The 20,810-nt window shown below is 56.6% G+C and carries 16 protein-coding genes; 11 read left to right on the top strand and 5 right to left on the bottom strand.

Annotation, left to right across the window (positions count from 1 at the left end; translation table 11 throughout):
* Positions 1-62 precede the first annotated feature (62 nt).
* On the bottom strand, positions 63-686 hold the full coding sequence (locus CGZ80_RS15545; RefSeq protein WP_094415997.1) for a preprotein translocase subunit SecA: 624 nt from the start codon (positions 684-686) through the stop codon (positions 63-65).
* A 183-nt stretch (positions 687-869) separates the two neighbouring features.
* Here CGZ80_RS15545 and CGZ80_RS15540 point away from each other — a divergent pair, with 183 nt between their 5' ends.
* Positions 870-2,747, top strand: coding sequence for a rhamnogalacturonan lyase (locus CGZ80_RS15540; protein WP_094415995.1), 1,878 nt, complete (start codon positions 870-872; stop codon positions 2,745-2,747).
* 36 nt (positions 2,748-2,783) lie between these two features.
* Here the strand turns inward: CGZ80_RS15540 and CGZ80_RS15535 are convergent, their stop codons facing one another.
* Entirely contained in the window at positions 2,784-3,812 is a 1,029-nt protein-coding gene (locus tag CGZ80_RS15535) for a nucleoside hydrolase (RefSeq protein WP_094416060.1), read from the bottom strand.
* A gap of 160 nt (positions 3,813-3,972) precedes the next feature.
* Entirely contained in the window at positions 3,973-5,037 is a 1,065-nt protein-coding gene (locus tag CGZ80_RS15530; RefSeq protein WP_094415993.1) for a threonine aldolase family protein, read from the bottom strand.
* A gap of 25 nt (positions 5,038-5,062) precedes the next feature.
* On the opposite strand from CGZ80_RS15530, the gene CGZ80_RS28005 reads away from it, so the two are divergent.
* On the top strand, positions 5,063-5,206 hold the full coding sequence (locus tag CGZ80_RS28005; RefSeq protein ID WP_158222711.1) for a hypothetical protein: 144 nt from the start codon (positions 5,063-5,065) through the stop codon (positions 5,204-5,206).
* A gap of 224 nt (positions 5,207-5,430) precedes the next feature.
* The gene (gene hemL / locus CGZ80_RS15520; protein ID WP_094415989.1) at positions 5,431-6,732 is read left to right on the top strand and encodes a glutamate-1-semialdehyde 2,1-aminomutase; all 1,302 of its coding nucleotides are present in this window, start codon (positions 5,431-5,433) and stop codon (positions 6,730-6,732) included.
* Positions 6,733-6,815: 83 nt separating this feature from the next.
* On the opposite strand, the gene CGZ80_RS15515 is transcribed toward hemL, so the two are convergent.
* Complete coding sequence (locus tag CGZ80_RS15515) at positions 6,816-7,814, bottom strand: DUF1573 domain-containing protein (RefSeq protein ID WP_094415986.1); 999 nt, start codon at positions 7,812-7,814, stop codon at positions 6,816-6,818.
* A 433-nt stretch (positions 7,815-8,247) separates the two neighbouring features.
* Here CGZ80_RS15515 and CGZ80_RS15510 point away from each other — a divergent pair, with 433 nt between their 5' ends.
* From CGZ80_RS15510 to CGZ80_RS15485, 6 genes are all read left to right on the top strand, one after another.
* Positions 8,248-9,675, top strand: coding sequence for a sulfatase-like hydrolase/transferase (locus tag CGZ80_RS15510; protein WP_199180674.1), 1,428 nt, complete (start codon positions 8,248-8,250; stop codon positions 9,673-9,675).
* Between the two features lie 99 nt (positions 9,676-9,774).
* Positions 9,775-10,446 (top strand): ECF-type sigma factor, encoded by a 672-nt coding sequence (locus tag CGZ80_RS15505; RefSeq protein WP_233148441.1) that lies wholly within the window; start codon positions 9,775-9,777, stop codon positions 10,444-10,446.
* Positions 10,443-13,226 carry a serine/threonine-protein kinase gene (locus CGZ80_RS15500; protein ID WP_094415984.1) on the top strand — a complete coding sequence of 928 codons (2,784 nt, stop codon included), beginning with the start codon at positions 10,443-10,445 and terminating at the stop codon, positions 13,224-13,226. Before CGZ80_RS15505 ends, CGZ80_RS15500 begins: the two co-directional genes overlap by 4 nt.
* A 17-nt stretch (positions 13,227-13,243) precedes the next feature.
* A complete protein-coding gene (locus CGZ80_RS15495) occupies positions 13,244-13,915 on the top strand; it encodes an HAD family hydrolase (RefSeq protein WP_094415981.1) in 672 nt (223 codons plus the stop codon).
* Between the two features lie 179 nt (positions 13,916-14,094).
* Positions 14,095-14,610 carry a 5-(carboxyamino)imidazole ribonucleotide mutase gene (gene purE / locus CGZ80_RS15490; RefSeq protein WP_233148447.1) on the top strand — a complete coding sequence of 172 codons (516 nt, stop codon included), beginning with the start codon at positions 14,095-14,097 and terminating at the stop codon, positions 14,608-14,610.
* Between the two features lie 4 nt (positions 14,611-14,614).
* The gene (locus CGZ80_RS15485; RefSeq protein ID WP_233148440.1) at positions 14,615-15,793 is read left to right on the top strand and encodes a 5-(carboxyamino)imidazole ribonucleotide synthase; all 1,179 of its coding nucleotides are present in this window, start codon (positions 14,615-14,617) and stop codon (positions 15,791-15,793) included.
* Here CGZ80_RS15485 and CGZ80_RS15480 read toward each other — a convergent pair.
* Positions 15,790-16,467 carry a redox-sensing transcriptional repressor Rex gene (locus tag CGZ80_RS15480; protein ID WP_094415977.1) on the bottom strand — a complete coding sequence of 226 codons (678 nt, stop codon included), beginning with the start codon at positions 16,465-16,467 and terminating at the stop codon, positions 15,790-15,792. The two genes, CGZ80_RS15485 and CGZ80_RS15480, sit on opposite strands and share 4 nt — an antisense overlap.
* A gap of 553 nt (positions 16,468-17,020) precedes the next feature.
* Between CGZ80_RS15480 and CGZ80_RS15475 the strand changes: the two genes are divergently transcribed.
* Both CGZ80_RS15475 and CGZ80_RS15470 read left to right on the top strand, forming a co-directional pair.
* On the top strand, positions 17,021-18,697 hold the full coding sequence (locus CGZ80_RS15475) for a hypothetical protein (protein ID WP_094415975.1): 1,677 nt from the start codon (positions 17,021-17,023) through the stop codon (positions 18,695-18,697).
* 627 nt (positions 18,698-19,324) lie between these two features.
* Positions 19,325-20,782 carry a prenyltransferase/squalene oxidase repeat-containing protein gene (locus tag CGZ80_RS15470; protein WP_233148439.1) on the top strand — a complete coding sequence of 486 codons (1,458 nt, stop codon included), beginning with the start codon at positions 19,325-19,327 and terminating at the stop codon, positions 20,780-20,782.
* Positions 20,783-20,810 lie beyond the last annotated feature (28 nt).

Genomic DNA, 20,810 nt, shown 5'->3' with positions numbered 1-20,810 from the left:
GTTTGATCACAGTACACTCTCGTTGATTCCTGTTGTGAAGTCCCGGAGAAAGAATTCTGTAGTCACTTTCGCACATTCTTGTCGAACCATTCCTGCATGGAATTGGCACGCAAATCACTAGGCCCATTTGGCGAAACGTTCTCAGAGATCTTTTTCTGAGCGTTGCGAATCGCGCGGGTAACTATCGGGCTCTCAATTCGCTCATCCGGCTGCATCCCCAGCATTTCGAGCATTTTAGAAATCCGCTCCCCACCGAACTGTTGCATCAGCGGTTCTTCCAGCGAAAGGTGATACGTCACACGACAGCGACAGGGCAGGACAGCCGCAAAGTCTTTGAGCACCTTGTCGTCAACACGCGTCAGCGGGTGTCGCTCCGCAACGACAAGCTGGATCATGTCGTTCGGCCCCACATCAAGCTGGGCCGCGATGTCGGCGGAAAGCTCCTTCGCCAAAACCGCCATCAATGGCGTTTCCGACTCGCAGGATTCGCAGATCGCTTGGAGCCAATCGAGCGAGTCTGGGAAATGGGCGATCGTCAATATCGCGACCGCGTCCGACCGATCAGCCCGCTCGATCTCTTGACTGATACCATTGTGTTTCGCTTGGTCGGTTTGCCAAACCGAGTCGACTTCGATCGTTACATTTTTGGGCGTGGTCCGCCCAAACAATTTTTTTAGCAGGGACATCCGATCGATCGGCCTCAATCAATGCGTCTTTGTGGTGATGGGCTACGGGATCTCATTGTTCCCCACAGCAACGGTCGACGAGCCAAGCCACGCCAATCCCGAGCGCCCATTGCGTTAAACTGAGTGGCAAGGGCCCACACCGGACTGGACTGAATCGTTCCAACTTGATTGTCGAATCTGCTCATGATGCCGAAACCATTGCTGCTTTGCAAAGCGGCGCTGTTTTTTGTCACCTTTCTTCTTTCATCTGCTCCCGCACAGGAGCGTGTGACCGAATCGCTGGATCGCGGCTTGGTCGCAGTCGCCGTCCAGGACGGTGTCTTTTTAAGCTGGCGATTACTTCGCGATGATCCCGACTCGGTCGCTTTCAACGTGTACCGTCAAATCGATGGAGACACCAAGAGATTGAATGAGGTGCCGTTGGAAACCGGCACAAATTTCACGGTTCCCCAAAGCATGGCGCCCCAAAGTACGGCCCCAGCCGACGACGTTCAGGGCGCCAAATACTTTGTCCGCGCTGTCGTCGACGGCAACGAACTCGAACCGTCGACGCCCGTTGCCGCTTGGGACAATGGCTACCATCGGATTCCGATCCAAGTCATCGAAGGCTATCGCCCGGGCGACACGTCAATCGCGGACCTGGATGGCGACGGGCAAATGGAATTCGTCGTTCATCAAATCTCCAAGCCTCGTGACAATTCGCATGCGGGGCTGACCGGCAGTCCGATCCTGGACGCGTACGAGTGGGACGGAACACTGCTGTGGCGAATCAACTTGGGACAGAACATCCGAGAAGGCGAGCATTACACCCAGTTCATGGTCTATGACCTGGACGGCAACGGCCAAGCGGAGGTCGTATGCAAAACGGCCGACGGCACTGTCGATGGCAAGGGCAACACGATTGGCGATGCCACGAAAGATTGGCGGGTGGTCGATGAAAAATCAAAGTCTTTTGGCCGTGTCTTGTCGGGCCCCGAATTCCTAACCGTCTTCTCGGGAGCAACTGGGGAGGCCCTCTCGACGGTCGACTATCTTCCCGGGCGAGACCCGATTGACGGTTGGGGAGGAATCGGCGGCAATGGTGGAAACGATGACTATGGCAACCGCTGTGACCGATTCTTGGCCTGCGTCGCCTATCTAGACGGGCACCTGCCCAGCGTGGTGATGTGCCGCGGCGTCTACGGACGGATTGTGATGGCCGCATGGGACTGGCGCGAGGGCACGCTTTCGCAGCGCTGGGTATTTGATTCAGGAATCAGCTACCGTCCCTTTTCAGATGCATCGACGTTCTCTGGGATGGGCGGACATTCGCTGTCCGTCGCCGACGTGGACGAAGACGGCAAAGATGAAATCGTTTACCAAGCGATGGTCGTCGACGATGACGGCAAAGGTTTGTATTCATCCGGTTTGCGCCACGGTGATGCGATGCACCTAAGTGACCTAGATCCAAACCGCCCCGGCCTGGAAGTCTTCACCGTCCAAGAGAACGAAGAATCAACGAAACGATTCGGGACACCGGGGGCGGCCATGCGAGACGCTCGCACCGGCGAGATTTTATGGAGCCACAGCCCTGGAATTGACGTCGGCAGCGGCTTGGCAGCAGACATCGATCCGAGGCATCCCGGATGCGAAGCTTGGGGCGGACCGGGAGGACTGCGGACGGTGACGGGTGAAGTGATCGGCAAATCGCCCCGGACGAGCAGCTGGGCGATTTGGTGGGACGGCGACTTGCTTCGAGAGTTGGTTGGATTTTCGCGAGTGACGAAATGGGACTGGGAATCACAACGCGAAAACGTGATCTTTGACACCCACAGTCGCGGTGCACCACGCGGCCCAAACCTGCTGGGCGACATCATCGGCGATTGGCGGGAAGAGCTGGTAATGTCGTCGCCAGATGGAGCGGAATTGCGAGTCTTCACAACCAGCATTCCGACCGAACATCGCCTCGTCACGCTACTTCAAGATTGCCAGTATCGACTGGCATTGGTCTGGCAAAACGTCGTCTACAACAAGCCGCCACACCCCAGTTTTTTCCTGGGGCATGGCATGCAAACCAAATAGTCGCGGCCGTCGACTTTTCCGGCTCATTCGGCTGGTTTAATGAGCCGGTTCGCTGGAGAGAAGCACAAGAGCTTCCGTCACTCGCGGTTTCACTTCGTCGCGCAGGATGAAGTAACGATCACGCCCATTGGTGTCAGCCTCAAACGTGGTCAGCCCATCCGCCTGAACAGTGACGTGCCCAGGAGTGGAAAGGTTGAAATATCCGTGGTTCGGGCGAACCGCCTGCAGCACTGCGGTCAGATCCCATGTGGGTCGGTCGTGTGGTGGCGGATTGTAAAGCACATACGCTTCGGCGACCGGATGATGTGCGACATAGTCGTAATCTTGTTCGATGCTACGGTGCGGGTAGCGAAGATTTAATCCAATTTCAAAACCGCTCCAGACAATTTCAGTTGGCCAGTGTTCCGCCAGATGCTTGGCGCTGTCCAAGTCTTTGACAACGTTGTATTCCTTGTGGTCGTACAACTCGCCTTTATCGTTGGGGATTTTGGTAAACGCGCCCGCCATCACTGACAGTAAACGCACCTTTTGCTTGACCAGTGCGACACCGTCAAGTTTGCTGATCTCGTCTGCCGGAGAACGCAACAAATCGGCCAAGTTGGTGGAGAAGCCGACTTGCGCGATCACGATGCTATTGTCATCAGCCGCGGCCAACGTGGACCGCAACACTTCGACGGCTGACGGGGCGTCTTTGCCGCTGGTCAAGTCATGCGGATAACGTGGCTTGCCGTCGTCCTGTTGGGCAGCCAGCACGTTGTAACGACCGGCTTCCGGAGTCACGTTGCTATGACAGACACCGATCGGTATCTCGCCACGCCCATAGAAGGTATTGACGCAGTCGGTGAACGCCGCGGCAAGCTCGTGATCCTTGGTGATCGTGACCGCCAACAACTCACATTCGCCACGTGATTGAAGCGCATGGATCATCGCCAACGCCATGACATCATCACAATCGTTTCCGATGTCGGTGTCAAAAATCAGTTGGACGGGCTTGTCGGCTGAATTTTCGGCGGCGGTCGAAACCGAAGCAAAGAGGCAACAGGCGCCGAGAAGACCGCCTGTCATCAGTCGGTACAGCGGATTGGTTCGCACGATGGAGATCCGGGGTGGAGGGAATTGGGGAGGGCAAGTCCACCAGTCTATTGGACTCCTCCAGCCAATTCCACTAAACCACGCCAACGCGTGTGATCAATCCCATCGCCACGCATCCTGGGCATTCCCAGTGCTAGGCAACAACCGTCGCCTCAATCGTCGCGATTAACTCGTCGATCTGTTCTTGCTGAGTCGCAAAGGAAGTGACAAAACGATACAGCCCGTCGCCCTTTTGCAACTTTGACGCGAACTCGGCTGGCACCGGCCAAGGATAGAACTTGGCACCTTGGTCATGCAGTTTCTTGGCCAGCACTTTAGGCATCGTGACGAACAGTTCATTGGACTGGCACTTCCACGCGATCCGCAGTTCTTCGAAGTGATCGAGCCGCCTCGCCAATTCGTCCGACATCGCGTTGGAATGTTTAGCCAACGAGATCCACAGATCATTGTCTAAGTAGGCGTGGAACTGGGCGGCAATAAAACGTGTCTTCGAAAACAGCTGGGCAGCACGCTTGCGGATAAACGGAAGCTGTTTTGCGCGAGCGGGGTCCATGAACACGATCGCTTCGGCGCACCAGCAGCCGTTCTTCGTCCCGCCGAACGACAAGATATCGACGCCCGCTTTCCAAGTCATTTCGGCTGGCGAAACGCCCAGGCGAACCATCGCGTTTGCAAAGCGTGCACCATCCATATGCAGCGGCAAACCGAACGCATGTGTCAGATCGGAAATTTCCTTCAGTTCGTCGCACGAATAAACAGTGCCAACTTCGGTCGCTTGCGTCAGGCTGACCGCCATCGGTTGGCCGTGGTGAACAAAGCCCGGGTCGAAACGCTCCAAACCTTCTCGCAGATGTTCCGGATCGAGCTTTCCGTAAGCGCCATCGATCGGGGCGAGGCGGGCACCCGACGTAAAGAATTCTGGTGCGCCACATTCGTCTTCGATCATGTGCGCTTCGCGATGGCACAAGACAAACCCACCGGGGCGATTAAACGCTGACATGGCCAACGAATTGGCGGCCGTCCCCGTACCGACGAAAAAGACAGCGACTTCGCGTTCGAAAAGGTCGTTGAATCGAGCTTCCAACTGCTTGTCCAAGGGGCTTTCACCATAGGCGGGTGAGAAACCTTCGGAGTGGCGGCGAAGTGATTCGGCGATTTCATCAGCCGCGCCAGCCCAGTTGTCACTTGCGAAAATCATAGTCGGTCTCTGAAGCAAAAGATCGTTGATTGGATCCAACTCGGATCGCGTGTTCACCGTTCGGTTCAGCGGAATCTATCGCCTGACTGAATCGCTTGATAGCCGCAGCGTCAGCCACCTCGCACAACGGCATCATGCTCGCATTCAGTCCGCGTTCGATGTCGTCTAGGTGCGCTTTAAGTCTGCAAACGAATCCCGAATCACCAACTGCGCCGCACTCGCATTGTGTCCAAAATCCGTCACAATGGTTGCCACGACAGATGCTGGCGATCGCCAAATGGCCTCATTGCCAGCCAAACGTCTTGTCGAGGTGCATCGGCGCCCCTCCCCATAGTCGGCGGGGGGCATGCGCTCGACGAACTTGCATCACACATTGAAGGACAGAGTAATCGGATGGCGAACGTCGAAGTGGGCGCGGGAGCGAAAAGTGTAGCGGCATTTGAGCGGGCTCGGCAGCTCATGCCCGGCGGGGTCAACAGCCCCGCGCGAGCGTTTGGTGCGGTCGGCGGAACGCCACTGTTTATCGATCGCGCCGATGGTCCTTATCTGTATGACATCGATGGTCGCCGATACATCGATTACATCGGATCCTGGGGCCCGATGATCTTAGGTCACCGCCATCCGGCCGTCGTCCAAGCGATCGAAGCCGCCATCGCAAAAGGCACCAGTTTCGGAGCACCGACCGAGGCCGAGTCGCAACTCGCCGAACAGATCATTGACGCGGTGCCGAGCATCGAAAAAGTTCGACTGGTCAACAGCGGAACCGAAGCGACCATGAGTGCGATCCGCGTGGCACGTGGGGCAACAGGCCGAAACAAAGTCATCAAGTTCGCCGGCAACTACCACGGACACGTCGACAGTTTGCTTGTTGCCGCCGGAAGCGCCGCGGCAACCCTGGGCGTCCCCGACTCTCCTGGTGTAACTCCCGGCGCCGGTCAAGACACGATCGTTCTGAACTACAACGATGTCGACGGCGTGAAGAACGCATTCGCACAGCATCCTGGCGAAATCGCCGCCGTGATCTTGGAACCACTCGTCGGGAACATGGGATGCGTCCCCGCGACAATGGAATTCCTGAACACGCTGCGAGCGGAAACGTTGGCCGGTGGTGCGATCTTGATCTTTGATGAAGTGATGACAGGGTTCCGCTTGGCATACGGCGGTGCACAGGAACGTTTCGGCGTTGTCCCCGACATGACCACGCTCGGCAAAATTGTCGGCGGTGGGATGCCGCTTGGCGCCTACGGCGGTCGTGCTGACATCATGGACAACGTCTTACCGGCCGGAAAGGTCTTCCAGGCTGGAACGCTGAGCGGAAACCCAGTGGCGGTTGCGGCCGGCAGCGCGACGTTGAAAGTCCTTGAAGAAGACCCGCCGTACGAACAGCTTGATGAATTGGGCGAACGCCTGGCCAATGGGATGGCGACTGCCGCCGAAAAGCACGGCGTGACTCACCAGGTTCAGCAGGTCGGCAGCATGATGACGCTGTTCTTCAACGGCCAACCGGTGACCAATTGGCCCGAAGCGGACCGCAGCGATCGCGAGATGTTTGGGCGATACTTCTGGGGGTTGATTGAGCGCGGAATCTATATGCCGTGCAGCCAGTTCGAAGCGTTGTTCTTTAGCCGCATGCATACCGAGGCGATGATCGACGAAACGATCGACGCGATTGACGGCGTGCTCGCCGCGATCTAACCAAGGATGCTCAACAAAAATCGTCCGTCATCAAACATGACGGGCGATTTCATTTGATCGTTTACTTCAGAGAATTGCGAGTGTTACTGCTCGCGGACGTCGGCGGTCAAAACCGCTTTCGCAGTGACCGACTGTTCGCCGCCGGTGGTGATTTCGACGGTCGACTTGGTTGGACCATTCGCATCAGTCGCGGTAAAAGTCGCCTCGATCAAGTGCACTCGCTTTGCCACCGCGCTTTCGGGAAACGAAACGTCCCAACCTTCGCAGGTGATCGAAGCGATCGTGAAATCACTGTTGCCTTTGACAACCAATCGTTTGGTGATCTGCTCGCCAGGTTTGACGCTGCCAAACGCGATCGCTTGTGGCGAAATGCTAAGCGGGCTTTCGATGTTCCCAGAGACTTTCAAAGGAACGTTGGGCCGCTTGTTGTCGTTGGTGACAACAATGATTTCGTCCCGAAATGCGCCGGTTGGGGCGTCTTCACGTACGGCGACGGTGATTTCGTAATTGATCCGCGAGTTCGTGCGGCTGACAAGCTTCGATGTCGGAACCAACCACGGCACGTTACTACGAACGTCCATGATTTTCCAATCCGATCGCCCGGCGTACATGATCGACGAGGTCTTCGAAGCGGATTCGCCTTGGCTGACAGATCCGAAATCGATCGAACCGGGGTGGAACACCATGTCACTGCGGATGTATCCGTCGACTCGCAGACGAACTTCACTATAAAACGGCTCGTCGACGACAACGGTCAGCGTTGCGCCCTTGGTTCCCCGAAAGGTATCAGTGTTGAAACGCGCCAGGATCGATCCGGTTTGTCCAGGCTGGATATACTCGGTTTCAATGATCGGTGTCGTGCAGCCACAGCTCCGACGAACCGTTCGCAGGTGCATCGGCTTGCTGTAGGGATTGTGTACCGGGAACCGAAATTCGGTTTTGGCGGCGACGGCGACTGTCCCAAAGTCATGGGTTTTCACGGGGAACGCGTTGTCGGGCCAGTCCGCCCAACCTTCCGTCGCGCCAGCGGCGAGCAAGCAGAAGGTAAAGGCAAAGGTCGCGACGAATTTCGCGCGTGACATGTTCGTTCCCCCGGTAAGCGTTCTGTGTGATTCAGTTCATCTGTGGTCCAATCAACCACGCGCGAATTCCGCGACATGCGTTCCCCGCTTGAGGGAACGTAGGTCAAAAAATGCAACCGGGGTAACTTTTCGGCAACATCCGAGCACCTAACGCAACCCCGTCAGGGATAGAATAGGTCTGCATGCAACTGGCAGAATCGATACAAATCGAATCATTACGAATCGAAGTGGTTCGAGCAAGCCAATCGGCGAACGGCAAACACTTTTTCCACAAGTTCAAGCAGCGCATCGCCGCGAGGTGTGATCAATGCGTCAACATTGACGACAGAAGCAGTCGACAAACGCACCCATAAGATCCACCATCGCACGTAAACGCGCGGCAGCGTGTAGCGGTTGTCGTGCCGCGAACCTTGCTGTTGCCAACAGAATCCGAATGACCGCTCCTTTTTACGGACCGCATATGAATCGCGCTGCTCCCGCCACGATGAACCAGCTCAAGTACTTGTTGGCCATCACCGCCTTGGCGATCACGACGTCATTTGTCCAGGCCCATGTGGCGACCGCTCAAGCCCCACCAAACAGCCCGAATATCGTCTTGATCCTGTCTGACGACATCGGGGTCGAGTGCCTTGGGTGCTATGGCAGCGAGCAATATGACACGCCAAACCTCGACCGCCTGGCCGCATCGGGAATGCGATTCGAAAATGCGCATGCCCAGCCGATCTGCACCCCTTCTCGCGTGCAGTTGATGACGGGAATTTACAACAACGAGAACTACCTGAGATTTGGTGTTCTCGATCCCGCATCGACCACCTTTGCAAACGAGCTTCGTGGATCCGGATACGCCACAGCGATCGCCGGAAAATGGCAACTGTCTGGCGGCTTCGACGGGCCGAGGCGATTTGGATTCGACCATTATTGCTTGTGGCAATTGACTCGACGCCCAAGTCGCTATCCCAACCCTGGACTGGAAATCGATGGCATCGAACGGGATTTCAAGAATGGCGAGTTCGGGCCCGACATTGTGTCCCAATATCTTGTCGACTTCATCGAAAAGCAGACAAACGATAAACCAGACCAACCATTCCTCGTTTACTACCCCATGATGATGCCACACTGGCCATTCGTGCCGACGCCGGATCATCCGGACTGGGATCCAGAGATGTGGAAGGACGCCAAAAACGAACCAGGTGGATTTAAGGGGCCAAAGTATTGGGACGCGATGGTCCGCTACACGGACAAAATGGTCGGCAAACTGCTCGACAGTTTGGAAAAAAATGGTGTCGCTGATTCGACGCTGGTAATTTGGACGGGTGACAACGGCACCTATCAAAGCGTAACGTCACAGTGGCACGGCGAAGATTATGTGGGTGGCAAAGGCAAAACGACGGACAATGGAACGCACGTCGGCTTGATCGCCCGCTGGCCCGGCGTGATAGAAGCGGACTGCGTTTCGGAATCGCTCGTCGATTTTTCGGACCTCTATCCCACGCTGCTCGATGCCGCTGGTGTCGCGCCGTCGAATCCGGCATTGCTGTCGGGAAAGAGCCTCCTGCCGGCATTCCACGGAAATCCTGAAAAACGCGGTAAGGATTACATCTATTGCTGGTATGAACGGGATGGGATCCGGGATGGTGCCAGCGAGCATGTTCGAACGGACCGCTACAAACTTTATTCCGACGCGCGTTTTTATGACACGAAGTCAGATTTGTTGGAGCAAAACCGATTGGACGGCACCGAACTGGATGAAGAAGTGGAGAAGATCCGTCAGACTCTCCAAAAAGCGCTCAAACACCATCGCCAGAAGACACTGTTTTATGACGAGCCACTCGCCAGACGACGCTCGCAGGTTTCCCGGTAGTTGGGTAACACTTGATTGTCATCTTGGTCCCGCTTTGCATTGTCCTCCTGGTCCCGCTCTGCAGGGAGGTCGATTGACTCGGGGTTGTGGGGAAATCCGATGATTCGTCATGATATTGCAATGGAAGAACGCCCCACAGATGAACACGATCTGCAGCAATTCGGCGATGCCCTCGAAAGGGTGCGATCGGGGGATGACGACGCGATCACGGTGCTTTGGAACCGTTACTTTCACCGACTCGTGCGTCTCGCAGCGACTCGCTTGCCGGCAAACTTAAAACGGACCGGCGACGAAGAAGACGTCGCACTTTCGGCATTCAACAGTTTTATTGCCGGAGTGCGTCGTGATCAGTTTCCAGACCTCAGCGGACCAGACAACTTGTGGGGGCTGTTGATCACGTTGACCGGTCGCAAAGTCAACGCCCACCTGCGACATCAAACGCGACAGAAACGCGGCGGCGGCGCGGTACGCGGGGAGTCGGTGTTTATTGATCCAGACCAACAAGACCGAAACGCCGGCATCGGCGCGATCGCGGGAGACCAAGACACCGCTGATCTGTCGGTCGAACTCGAAGAAGCTTGCAACTCACTGCTCGACCAATTGCCCGATGACCAATTGCGGCAGATCGCCGTCATGCGGATGGACGGTTTCTTGGTGGATGAAATCGCCGAACGAATGGAATTAAGTAAACGTGCGACGGAACGTCGACTGCAACTGATTCGGCGGATCTGGACCGAGGCGGCTCAGGCCTTCAACGATTTGAGCACATGAACTTCAAAGACCTTTCTGCCGACGACTTAGCCGCACTCGATGCCGTTTGCTTAGCGTTCGAAAAGCAGCTGCGGTCCGGCCATCTCGGCTCGGCAAATCAGACGGACTCGATCGATCAAGCGATCGAGGAATCCGTTCGGCAATTCGTCGAACAGTATCACGGCACGCCCACAAAGCAATTGCTTGGGATGCTGCAAGAAGAACTCGCGGCCGTCTCCAGTGAAGTGCTGCGGAACCAGAAATCAAAATCATCGAACGCGACGCCGCTGGTCTCTTCGATGGACGACGCGTTGGAAACCCACTGGGCGCCCGGCGTGCACCCTGGGTCCGCATCCGCCGTGGATGACAACGACACGACAGAAGATGAATCCGAGGACCAAGGCCGGCCTTTTTCGATGGGCCCGTTTTCGGTGACGGAAGTGCTCGCCAAAGGCGGGATGGGTGTTGTTTACCGAGCCGCTGACACACGCTTGAATCGAATCGTCGCAATCAAGATGCTGGGGTTCCCACACCTCGCAGACCGCGATCCTCGGCGGATCGAATTGGTCGAACGTTTCGAGCGTGAGGCCAAAGCAGTCGCCGCCATTTCACACCCCAATATCGTCGAACTGTTTGACGTTGGCGTTGAAAATGGTGCCCCCTATGCCGTCATGGAATTCATCGACGGACCGACGCTCGCACAAACACTCGAACGCGACCCTTCGGGACTCGATATCAAACAGACTTGCGAAGTCGGAATGCAGATCGCAAGCGCGCTCGCGACCGCGCATTCATCGGGTGTGATCCACCGTGATCTAAAACCACAAAATATCATGGTGGTTGATGATCACTCCGATGGTCCGCTGCGAATCAAACTAGTCGACTTCGGTTTGTCGCGAGTCAGCGACACAAGTTTGTCACCGGACGATTCCAAGAAAACGCGTGCCGGCATGATCCTGGGAACGCCGGGGTACATGGCCCCTGAACAGGCCCGCGGTGAACCGGCGACCGAAGCAGCCGACATGTTCGCCTTCGGTTGTGTCCTGTACGAAATCTTCTACGGCAAACCCGCGATCGTCGGCGCGACGCCGGCCGACCGGTTGGCCGCGACTCTGCAAGGCGAAGTCACGTTCGAGCAACCCGGTTGTGAACGCTCCGCAACACTTTGCGAAGTGATCAAACAGTGTTTGCAAAAAGACCCGATGTTGCGTCCGTCAGCGGTCGACATCACGACCAAACTACGTGCCCTGAACCTGAAACAGGTCCGCCAAGACGCGAAAGCAGAGCTGGTGCGCACGCACGGTGCAGGTGCTTTTGACACGATTACCCGGCGCCATGCGATCACAACGCTTGGCGGAGGGATGTTGGGCGCAATCATCGGCGCGATGTCGAACACCTCCGCCGGTCCGCGAATGGACGGCGTCAAAGCAATTGCGGTACTGACGCCGAGAGAAAACAACGTCGATCCAAAATCGATTGCCGACGGTAAACCGCTCGACAGTCGCCATATCGAGGACGCAGATATCCTGGCCTCGTCGCTGGTCAACGAGTTTTCAAAGATCGATGGCCTTGCCGTGCGTCCGTATCGTCCCATGAGCGCAGGAACCACACGAGACTACGTCAAACTGGGCAGTGAACTTGACGTCCAAGTGCTCGTCGACGGCGTCTTCGAACAGCAACAGCGTGGCGAACGTTTTTTCTGGTCCTTCCGCTGGCAAGTGATCGATGCTCGCAAGGGTACCGTCGTCGCAGGAAACGAATACATCGTCGAGCAGAAACAGCTTAGCAGTGATGGCCAGTTTCTGGTGCGCAGCAACGTTGCCTCGGAAATCGCCAAAGAGATCGGCAAGAATCTACAAACGACGGGCCAGAGCAACCTCGAAAAGCCCGATCCGCATTCCTATGGGTGCTTGGTCAAAGGCCGCGCCTACGCCGACATCGATAGTACGATGGGAATGCAAAACGCGATGGCTTGTTTCGAACACGCCCATCAGGAAGACCCCCGGCTAAGCGAACCGCTTGCCGCGTCGGCGGTAACGGCCTTGCACTTGGCGGCACGGAGTGGAATGCCAAAGTCCGCCGAATACTTGAAGATTGCGACTGATAACTTTACGCATGCGATGGAGCTTGAACCGCATTCGGTTGACGCGAGACTCGCGCAGGCGATGTACGAGTGGCAAGCTCAATATGATTTCCAGCTCGCCGGCAGAATCTTCGACACCCTGTTGGCTGAAAGCGAATACGACTGGCAAGTTCAACACCAAAGCGGCTTGTACTTTGCTACGCTCGATCGCATGACCGAATCGCTGGACGCACTCAAACGCGCCGCGAAATTAAACCCGATGTCGCTGATGATCAAAGTCGATCGCGCGCGACTGGACTGGTTTTTCAACTATCAAACGCGGGCCAAACGCGATGCCGAACGCTATCTCAGTGACACCGCAAAAGAATACCCCGCACGGGTCTATGTGATCGGACTGCTACTCGACCTGTACGAAGAAGAAGTCCGCTACGCCGATGCGGCCGCGTTGATGGGACAACCGCCAGACAACGCGATGGATCGCCAGTCTTATTACGCGATGCGTGAAGGCATGTTGGAGACGTTTCCATACGGTCCCTTCGGTACTGAACTGAACCGTGCCATTTGGCAACTGCGATCAGGTGCATCCTTTAGCGAGAACCTTGCCGGGCAACTGGACGAAGCCGGCGCGTTGATGTTTCCGCTATTACTTGCTAAACACCCGGCTTTTAGTGAGTTGAAGCTGTCGCAGGCCGCTCTCGGCGTGCTACCAACGACTTGATCTCGGTTGAACGCAGGATGAGAACACTTCTTTTTGATATCGATGGCACGTTGCTGCTGACGCAACGCGCCGGCGCAAGCGCGCTCGTCCGGGCGATGCACGAGGAGTTCGCCTTTCTGGATTTCCCGATCGATGGAATCAGCTTTGGCGGGCGGACAGACTGTTCGCTCATGCATGAACTACTGACCGTCGCAGAGATCGAACCCTGCGAAACGAATCGACAGCGTCTGCGTCAACGCTATGCGGCAATCCTTCAACAATCTTTGCCAGAGACGCCAGGTCACGTGCTTCCCGGCGTGATGGAATTGCTCGGACAGTTGACACAAATTCCAGCGATCGCGCTCGCCGTGATGACGGGCAACTTTCCCGAAACGGCCCGCATGAAGCTCGAAGTGTTTCAACTGAATCGATTTTTCAAATGGATCGTCGGCGGGGACTTGGATGTCGATCGTCGCGACTTGGCCAAGCGGGCCCAAGTATTCTTGACCGAGCAATTCGGGCAGACGCCCGATGAGGTTTTGGTGATTGGAGACACACCCGCGGACGTGTTCTGTGCCCAAGCCATCGGTGCGAAATGCTTGGCTGTTTGCACCGGTGCGGCTACCCGCCAGCAACTGGAACAGGCCAAACCGGACCGAATCGTCGATGACCTGACCGATACGGCGGTTTTAGATTTCCTAACCCGCTAGGCCATTCTGGCGAAGAACGATCCGTCATCGCGGGGCAATCGCGTCGCCCGCATCCGCGACGGGTCTGCGGTAGCAATGTTGGCGACGGCAGCCTATCTTTTGTGTCCGTTTGACGAGGGAGACGCGGCCCGTTGAGCACCGCCCGTCCCCCATTCATTGGCCCCGAAAACAAGATCAGCATGACCGACGCAGGCACCGAATTTCCTGAAACTGACGCTTTGGTGGGTGTCATCATGGGCAGCCGAAATGATTGGGAAACCATGCGTCCGGCCTGCGAAATTCTCGAATCCCTTGGCATTCGGCACGAACGAACCGTTGTCAGTGCACACCGCACACCGGCTCGCATGTTTGCCTATGCACAACAGGCGAAAGCCCGTGGGATCAAAGTCATCATTGCCGGCGCGGGAGGGGCTGCCCACCTACCTGGGATGGTCGCTTCGGAGACCGTTTTGCCTGTGATTGGGGTCCCCGTTCAAAGCCGAGCACTCAGCGGACTGGACTCGTTGTTGTCGATCGTGCAGATGCCCGGCGGCATCCCCGTCGCAACAATGGCAATCGGAACGAGTGGTGCAAAGAATGCCGGTCTGATGGCGGCTCGGATTCTGGCCGTCGGTGATGAAGCCCTCGCGGGACGACTGCAAGCGTATGTCGACCAGCAAACGGCACAGGTCTTGGCGTCAACGGAATTGGAGTAGTCGCGTGTCCGAGAACGATTCATTGAATGACAAAACGGTACTCCCGGGCGCGACGATCGGAATGGTTGGCGGCGGCCAATTGGGACGAATGTTTGCGATCGCTGCGATCCAAATGGGATATGACGTGGTGGTGTTTTGCGGTTCCGATGACGAACCCGCCGCTCAAGTCGCCACACGAGTCGTCTTCGGTCACCTCGATGACGACGAAGCGGTCAGCCGGTTCGCGGCGCAGTGCGATGTGATCTCATTGGAGTTTGAAAACATTCCAGCCGAGACGATGCGGCTTTGCGGCGAACATGCTCCGACGTATCCTTCGCATCATGTCTTAGCGACCGCACAGGACCGCTTGATCGAAAAGCAAACCTTTGCCGACGCTGGTTTGGCCGTCACTCCATTTGCAAGGGTGACCGGACGCGCAGACCTTGAAGCGTTTGCCGAGCAACACGGTTGGCCGGTCATCGTCAAAACGGCACGTAGCGGCTACGACGGCAAAGGGCAACATCGCATCAGCAGCCCCGACGAAATCGACGCGATCCCTTGGCAAGAAACCGAACACTGGATCGCCGAACGCTGTATCGCGTTTCGCGCCGAAGCCTCGGTGATTGTCGCGCGTTCTGCGGTCGGGAAAACACGCTGTTTTCCTCCGTTCGAAAATCACCACGTCAACCACATTTTGGACACCACCGTTTGTCCGTCATCGCTACCCGCTGCCTTAATCGATAAGGCGGTTGCATTGGCGACGCGAGCGGCGGAGGTACTCGATTTGGTTGGCGTTCTGTGTGTGGAATTGTTCGTCGTTGACGATGACACGTTGATGATCAACGAAGTCGCCCCACGACCGCACAACAGCGGTCACTTAACAATCGAGGCGTGTTTTACCAGCCAGTTCGAACAACACGTCCGGGCTGTCTGTGGATTGCCGCTTGGCGACCCTTCGCTGCGTGTTCCTGCGGCGGCGATGGCCAACTTGCTTGGCGACGTATGGTCCGAACCGGGACCGACACGCTGGGATGGACTTCTGAAAGCCGAACCGACGGTGTCGCTTCACCTGTACGGCAAGCGTTCGGCACGAATCGGCCGCAAGATGGGACACCTCACCGCAACGGCGGACAACATCGACGAAGCTCGGCGCGTGGTCCTCGATGCACGGTCCACATTGTCTTCGGGCGACAACGCCAATTAACGTGGCGGCCCCGTCGGCAGGTTTTGCACGCTGAAGGCGAGACGTTGTAGTTCGCTCGCCAAATCAACGTTGACGACCGCGACGCCGGCGGGCAATCGCAACGTTGTCGGGGCAAAGTTCAAGATACCGCTGATCCCTGCGGCGACCAATTCGCTTGCCACATCGAGCGCAACATCTGCCGGAACGGCAATGATGGCCAAGTCGGGAGAAAGCTCGGCAAGCTTTCCGACCATCGTTTCGGCACTCAGGATCGAGACACCACCGATCTGTTTTCCGACCTTGCTTTCGTCCAGGTCGAACGCACCGACCAAGCGAAACCCGAGTCGTTCGAAACCACGGTAGCGCAGGAGTGCGTCGCCCAGGGAACCGACGCCGACCAGGATTACTTGCCACTGAAGTCCGCTGCCCAGGACAACGCCAATCTGTTCGATCAACTGATCGATTTGATACCCCACGCCACGGCGTCCGATCGTCCCCAAATTGCTTAGATCACGGCGGATTACGGCGGGCGAGACGTTCACAATCGAGCCAAGTTGCTTGCTGTTGATGTGGGTTTTCCCTTGATCCAGCAGGCGATAGAGCTCGCGATAGTAGAGGCTGAACCGACCGACGGCAGGGCGAGGGAAACGCACCGGCTGTGGGGTATTTTCGACAGGTTCGGAGTTGTCTGGCATGGGGGTATTGGACTTTAACACTGCGACAAGTTCAAGCTTGTAACCCTGCCAGAGGTTACAGCCGTTTTGAACCTGCCGATCACACGGGCTTTCGTCGCCCGAACGAGGTGTTTTTGCAACGAATACTCCGTTGCGGAGGAATGGTCACATCAGGCGGGTCGGTTGGGCGTTTACGGTCGTAGCCTGGCCGTCGAAATCGGCACAATCGATACGCCTCCTATTGGCGACACTCCCTGACTACCCAACCGCCAAAATTTGCCTGGGCAAGTCTCTTTACTTGGTCGGAACTGTTTACGCAGTCGATGTATTGACGGCATAAGGACCCAATTCGTTGGGACGCAACCTTTGCGTGTCCGATCCATCTTCCTCCCTTCCGTAACGGGAAAGGTTGGTGAAGGTCACGAGCCGCTTAGCGGATGCGTCATCTCGAACGGGGGGTCTTTCGTCGCAGTGCACGTGCACGCCACAAGTGCAGGAGGGTGTGAGCAATGGGTCTCGCATCATCCAGTGCGTCCCATTGCAACCCAATTTGTGTTTCCTGGAGAAAGAAGAGATGAAAAGGCTGTGGTTACTGCCCGCCCTGGCGATCCTGGCGATCGTCTCGGGGGCTCAGTCCGCACGCGGCGCTTATTGTGGCGCTATCAGCTACCAAGGGTGTAGCTCGTGTGGTGGTTCTGTCGTTGCTGACGGTGAAGTCGTCGAAGGTGGCGAAGCTGCCGGTGCTGTTGAAAGTGCACCTGCAGAAGGCGGATGCGGTTCATACACCGTCATGCGTAACGTGACCGAAACGGTTTACGACCAAGTCGAAGAGACTCGTTATCGCACGAAGTACGAAACGTACTACGAAGATAAAGAAGTCCAAGCTTCGCGCGTCGTTCCTTACACCGAGCAACGTGAAGTCCAATACACCGTGATGGTGCCGACGTACGAAACCAAAACTCGTACGATCAACTACACCGTCAACAAGCCAGTGTACGAGACTCACGAAAAGGTCATCAACTACACGGTGAAGAAGCCAGTCTACGAGACCAAAACTCGTACGATCAACTACACCGTGATGAAGCCAGTGTACGAGACTCACGAAAAAGTGATCAACTACACGGTTAAAAAGCCGGTTTACGAGACCAAGACCCGCACCATCAACTACACCGTGATGAAGCCGGTCCACGAAACTCGTACCAAGACCATCAACTACACCGTGATGGTTCCGGTTTACGAGACCAAGACTCGCACGATCAACTACACCGTTTACAACACGGTGAAAGAAGACAAAGTTCGTACCGAGAACTACACCGTTATGGTTCCCGAGCAATTCACCAAGACCATCACGGTCAAAGGTGGACACTGGGAAACCCGCACGGAAGAAGTTCCCGGCGGAACGATGCGTCGCACCGTTCGTGAGCCAGGTACCTGGACTTACGACGCTTCGACCTGCCGCTGCGTTTACTGCCCCGGCAAGTGCCGCGTTGAATGCGTTCAATGCCCACCAAAGCAAGTTTGCAAGAAAGTTTGGGTTCCAACTTGCGAAGAAAAAGAAATCACTTGCACCCGCTACGTAAAAGAATGCCGCACCCGCGAAATTCCTTACACCGTTTGCAAGCGAGTTCCTGAGTGCCGCACCAAGACCTGCGAATACAAAGTTTGCAAAATGGTCCCCGAGTGCCGCACCAAGACCTGCAACTACACCGTCTGCAAGATGGTTCCTGAGTGCCGCACGAAGACCTGCAACTACACCGTTTGCAGCTACGTTTGCGAGCCACGCACCAAGACTTGCAAGTACACGACCTGCAAGATGGTTCCAGAATGCCGCACCAAAACTTGCGAATACAAAGTTTGCAAGATGGTTCCCGAGTGCCGCACCAAGACCGTTTGCGTCAACAAGTGCCGCACCGAGTGCTACACCAAGACCGTTAAGGTCGCCAAGTGCCGTAAGGTTTGCGAACCTTACACCGTCACCAAGTGCGTTCCACGCACTGTCTGCAAGCAAGTTCCCGTCACCGTTTGCTGCCCAGCTCCCGCTTGCGGATCGGCTGACGCATGTGGTTGCGGTTCGGCTGACGCTTGCGGCAGCTGCTGCGAGCCAGCTTGCGGATGTGGCCACAAAGGCGGACTGCTGAAGAAGCTGTTCGGTGGATGCAAAAAGAGCTGCTGCGACGTTGCACCCGCTTGCGGTTGCGACGCTGAACCAGCCTGCGGTTGTGAAGTTGCTGCACCTTCCTGCGGCTGCTAATTGAAATCGATCAGGTTCACTTAGGCCACCGCGAAAGGCCTGAGTGTCCTGGCGAATCAAACTCTGCACGCGACAAGCTAAGCGGGGTGGGGGTTCCGGACACCGGGAATCCTACCCCGCTTTTTGTCGTACACTTCAGACTGCGATATACTGTGACCCGATGCTTGGGGTCCCGAATTCGGGCCCGCCTCGCGTTAACCTTGTCTTTCCCTGACAATCGGGACCACAGCTGTGTCGCATAATCTTGCGGATGAGTCCTCCTCGGCTCGATTGGGATCCAGCGAATTTCGCGCCCTCACTCCTTTACCTCCGCCCGTGCCGGGTAAAGTCCCCCGTGAGGCTGTCTCATCGCAAAAACCGCGGCCAGTCGATAACCTGCCACTGGTCGACACCGGGGTGCACACGCGACCAGACGGTTTGCAACCGCCATTGGCAAATAGCTTCAGAACGATCGAAAACCGAGACCCTTCCGAAAAAAAACCACTACCTCCACCGCCACCTCCGCCTCGGTCGACCCTTCCGCCTGTTCGGTCGCCCAAGGCTCGCGCTGAGGGGGCGTCGGTCGGGCCGACGGAGCCTGCACCGCGTTCGGGGATTGGGACCGCCAACACTCGCTGGCGCGGTGACTTGCCTCAAGTCGTCGCGGCAACCGATCCAAATTCGCCCCGATCCGATCAAACCGATCTTGCCCCAGCCTCTGATTCCGATCACGAACTAGCCGACGAAGTCACCCGGTCAGCCCCCAGCTGGCTGCTCAGCCTGGTCATCCACCTGATCGTCTTGCTGATCCTGGCGCTGTTGACCTCTCCCATGCCCGAAGGCTTTCAAAACCTCGTCGTCGAATTTGGGATCGCCGAACGATCCGATGACGACGCCAGCGAGTTGGACCTTTCCAGCCCGATCATGAATGAGACCATCGAGGCGACGGAGGACGCGCTGACCGAAACGATGGTGGAAGCCGATGTTGTCGAATTGTTCGAAGACGTCGAAACGTTCGAACAAGCTGACATCCAGCCTGAACAACTTGGTCCTGGAAGCGTTTCGATCACCAAACCAATGTTTGGCGGACGTACCGGGGCGATGCGAAATGCCCTGATGGCCATGTACGGCGCCACGCCGGAAACACAAGAAGCCGTCAAGCTTGGACTCGCATGGCTGAAACGCCAACAGACCTCGCGCGGCCATTGGCAACTCGACGGACCGTACGACAACGGCGCCAACACCGACAATAGCTGCGCTGCAACTGCGATGGCGTTACTCGCATTCGCCGGTGACGGAAACACGCACTTAGAAGGCCCCTACCGCGAAGAGGTCCACCGCGGGGTGAAGGCACTGATCCAAATGCAAGATCGCACCGGTTTCATGGCCACCAAAACTCGCGGCAACGATCGCGCCTACGCCCAAGCGCAAGCAACGATCGCGCTGTGCGAACTGTATGGAATGACAAAGGATTCTTGGTTGCGTGGATACGCACAACTGGCAATCGACTACGCCTTCACCGCACAAGGACCTGGCGGCGGTTGGCGTTATCGTCCCCGCGAACCAGGTGATATGTCCGTTACCGGTTGGTACGTCATGGCTGTCCAAAGCGCGATGGCTGCCGGACTGGAAGTGAAAGACTCCCAGGTGCGAGAAATTTCAAACTTCCTCGATTCGGTCTCCGTCTACAACGGCGCCGCCTATAGCTATCAGCCTGGACAGGGCGTTGCCAAAACAGCGCTCACCGCCGAAGGCCTGTTATGCCGCCAATACCTCGGTTGGGATCGAGGACACCCATCAATGAGTGACGGACTGTCGCTGCTACAGGAACAAGCACCGTTCGACACCAACAACCAGAACGTCTACTGCTGGTACTACGAAACCCAAGCGTTTCATCATTACGGCGGCTTCCATTGGAAATGGTGGAATGACCAAATGAAGGTCAAGCTTCCCGCGTTGCAAATTCGTGACGGTCAAGAACGCGGAAGCTGGGCGCCACAGCGCGACGCATGGAGTATCGGCGGACGACTCTACACAACCTGCATGTCGATCTATTGCCTGGAAGTCTACTACAGACACTTGCCACTCTACGATCACGCCGAATAAGCCATCACCCACGAACGACACCACATTG

The sequence above is a fragment of the Rhodopirellula sp. MGV genome (genome assembly GCF_002251265.1).
Classification (GTDB): domain Bacteria; phylum Planctomycetota; class Planctomycetia; order Pirellulales; family Pirellulaceae; genus Stieleria; species Stieleria baltica_A.
Note: the sequence above shows the minus strand (reverse complement) of the source record. Positions and strands in the feature narration are given on the sequence as shown.

What these genes read in the sequence shown, in the direction of transcription:
- CGZ80_RS15540 (WP_094415995.1), top strand. Translation starts at nt 870, where the DNA reads ATGATGCCGAAACCATTGCTGCTTTGCAAAGCGGCGCTGTTTTTTGTC.
- CGZ80_RS15495 (WP_094415981.1), top strand. Translation starts at nt 13,244, where the DNA reads ATGAGAACACTTCTTTTTGATATCGATGGCACGTTGCTGCTGACGCAA.
- CGZ80_RS15515 (WP_094415986.1), bottom strand. Translation starts at nt 7,814, where the DNA reads ATGTCACGCGCGAAATTCGTCGCGACCTTTGCCTTTACCTTCTGCTTG.
- CGZ80_RS15475 (WP_094415975.1), top strand. Translation starts at nt 17,021, where the DNA reads ATGAAAAGGCTGTGGTTACTGCCCGCCCTGGCGATCCTGGCGATCGTC.
- CGZ80_RS15500 (WP_094415984.1), top strand. Translation starts at nt 10,443, where the DNA reads ATGAACTTCAAAGACCTTTCTGCCGACGACTTAGCCGCACTCGATGCC.
- CGZ80_RS15530 (WP_094415993.1), bottom strand. Translation starts at nt 5,037, where the DNA reads ATGATTTTCGCAAGTGACAACTGGGCTGGCGCGGCTGATGAAATCGCC.
- hemL (WP_094415989.1), top strand. Translation starts at nt 5,431, where the DNA reads ATGGCGAACGTCGAAGTGGGCGCGGGAGCGAAAAGTGTAGCGGCATTT.
- CGZ80_RS15510 (WP_199180674.1), top strand. Translation starts at nt 8,248, where the DNA reads ATGACCGCTCCTTTTTACGGACCGCATATGAATCGCGCTGCTCCCGCC.
- CGZ80_RS15480 (WP_094415977.1), bottom strand. Translation starts at nt 16,467, where the DNA reads ATGCCAGACAACTCCGAACCTGTCGAAAATACCCCACAGCCGGTGCGT.
- CGZ80_RS15545 (WP_094415997.1), bottom strand. Translation starts at nt 686, where the DNA reads ATGTCCCTGCTAAAAAAATTGTTTGGGCGGACCACGCCCAAAAATGTA.
- CGZ80_RS15535 (WP_094416060.1), bottom strand. Translation starts at nt 3,812, where the DNA reads ATGACAGGCGGTCTTCTCGGCGCCTGTTGCCTCTTTGCTTCGGTTTCG.
- purE (WP_233148447.1), top strand. Translation starts at nt 14,095, where the DNA reads ATGACCGACGCAGGCACCGAATTTCCTGAAACTGACGCTTTGGTGGGT.
- CGZ80_RS15505 (WP_233148441.1), top strand. Translation starts at nt 9,775, where the DNA reads ATGATTCGTCATGATATTGCAATGGAAGAACGCCCCACAGATGAACAC.